Below are 2189 nucleotides of genomic sequence, written 5' to 3' on the forward strand. Positions count from 1 at the left end.
AGAAAGCAGAAGAAAGCTTCACGAAGCACAGCGTTTCTGGCTGAAGTCCTTGCGGGGCAAGGGGCTTCATGATCTTGCCGTGAAAGCCTTATTGAGTGATGCGAAATATTTAGGTGCCGACTGTGGCTTTCTGTTGAATCTGCACACCTGGGGCAGAAATCTCAGCCTGCATCCACACATTCACTGCCTGGTAACCAATGGTGGATTAACACAAAAGGAGAATGGATACTCCCTGCCAAAGGTTGTTTTCTGCCCTTCAGGGTTGTTATGAGGCTGTTCCGGGGAAAGTTCTGTGCTGCCAAGAGGGCAGCGAAAGAGTCATTGCGATTACCTGATACTTTCAACCAGAACAGCTTCAGTCTGTTGCTTAACGAGATGAGCCGTACAAACTGGCATGTCGAAGTCATGAAGCCTTACAGTCAGGGTAAGGGCGTCATTACTTATCTGGCGCGCTATGTCAAAGGCGGCCCGATTCATAATCGACAGATCAGTCTTAACGAGAACCGTATTCAACTGAAATACCTGAGCCATCAATCCGGTAAGACTGAGAACCGGTCATTTTCAAAATACGGGTTTATCAAACAACTGTAGATTCATGTTCCCGATAAAGGCCAACGAACATTACGTTGCTATGGGCTCTATACCAGCGGAAAACGTTCCGTCCTGGATCTGGCAAGGAAAACACATAAACAACAACGTGTCGTTAAAACTGATACGACACTGAGCTGGCAGACCTACCTGGCACGTATTGGAAGAACAGAGCAAGCCTGCTGTCCAACCTGTCGAAAACCGTTGGTCATCAAAGAAAGGTTCCGGCGAGGTCGGGATCCGACTTACCAACACAGTTTGTTAACCTGTTGACCAATAGCGGGAGCACATCAGTGAAACCTGACGGATCACCTTTGGCCAGCAACCGGTTTGCCACTCACAAGGTAACGACAGGTAACGGAAAAATGCTCAGAGAAAAGAGTAATGTCTGCAGTATGTTCCACAAACAGACAATATTGAGCGGGTTTACGACAACAGTAACTTACCGTTAAATCCATACGAAAAGACCGTGCAAGGGCGCGTTCAACAAGTTAATGAAACAGCACACTCATAATACCGAGAGCGCTTCTGTAGCTCAGAAGCGCTCACCAGCTTACGCGCTAGAGTGCGCCGTTTATCAAAGCGTTAGCACCACAAAGGACCTGGTCATGTCAGATTGTTGCTCAGCCTCCTGCAATCCAAAGCCTTTTCCGAAAAAACACAGATGCCCTGCCAATGGAAAGGAATATGCCTCCGTTTCCTCAACAACGATAAAACACCATATCAAGGAACCCTGGTTATGGAATGCTAAGGATCAAGGGTATTTCTTCTGCTCCGATCCCGATTGTTCAGTGGTGTACTTCGGTCAGGATAATTCGGTCATCGAAAAGGCCGCGGTAAGAACAGAGGTTGGCGTGAAGGAAAAATCAGAGAATGGGCTTGTCTGCTATTGCTATGGTGTCACGAAATCAGAAGCAAAAAATAACCCACAAACACGCCAGTTCGTTATTAAGGAAACCAGGCAACAACAATGCGCTTGCGAAACCAGGAATCCATCAGGAAAGTGTTGCCTGGCGGATTTTTCCAGGCAATAAAAGCCCTGGTTCCAACGTTGAACATCACAAATACTTATTGCTCTGAAGCGCAATCGATTTATCATCATTCCATGAAATCCAAGACCTACCGGCTCGATCGCTTCATCAGCAAACACAGTGCTTTCTCGATGTCGGATACCCGTTATCTGATTGCACAAAAACGGATTCTGTTAGATGGCCATCCGGCGCATTCCGTGCAACAGACAGTGACTGAATTCACCCATGTCGTACTGGATGGTCACTGTTTAAATGATAAACTGCCCGTCTATCTCATGCTGAACAAACCCAAAGGGGTTGTCAGCGCCACGAAAGACCGTCAGCACACCACCGTGCTGGATATGATTCAGCACCCTCAGAAGGGCGGACTCCACATTGTGGGTCGGCTGGATTTGAATACCACGGGGCTGGTGTTATTGACCAACGATGGCGCGTGGTCCCGCAAGGTCAGTTTACCCGAGACCAAGCTTGCCAAGACCTACGAGGTGACATTGCCTTAACTCCCGCTTAACGATCTGAAGAAGTAAGGCTAAATTGAATGAAGAGAGCGTCCCCTGTGCTCTTCAGGCA

At 47.9% G+C, this 2189-nt stretch carries 2 protein-coding genes and 1 pseudogene; all 3 read left to right on the forward strand.

The genetic code is table 11. From position 1 onward, the window contains the following. Positions 1-79 precede the first annotated feature (79 nt). The 3 genes and pseudogenes from ABD892_RS10990 (at position 80) to ABD892_RS10995 (ending at position 2119) form a co-directional block, all read left to right on the forward strand. Positions 80-591, forward strand: a pseudogene (locus tag ABD892_RS10990) (IS91 family transposase). Between the two features lie 605 nt (positions 592-1196). Then, positions 1197-1622 (forward strand): putative iron-sulfur cluster-binding metallochaperone, encoded by a 426-nt coding sequence (locus tag ABD892_RS27090; protein WP_425559234.1) that lies wholly within the window; start codon positions 1197-1199, stop codon positions 1620-1622. After that, positions 1559-2119: a pseudouridine synthase gene (locus ABD892_RS10995; protein ID WP_345195688.1), complete on the forward strand. Its 561-nt coding sequence runs from the start codon at positions 1559-1561 to the stop codon at positions 2117-2119. Before ABD892_RS27090 ends, ABD892_RS10995 begins: the two co-directional genes overlap by 64 nt. The last annotated feature ends 70 nt before the right edge of the window (positions 2120-2189 follow it).

The organism is Kistimonas scapharcae, from assembly GCF_039540975.1.
Lineage (GTDB): Bacteria > Pseudomonadota > Gammaproteobacteria > Pseudomonadales > Endozoicomonadaceae > Kistimonas > Kistimonas scapharcae.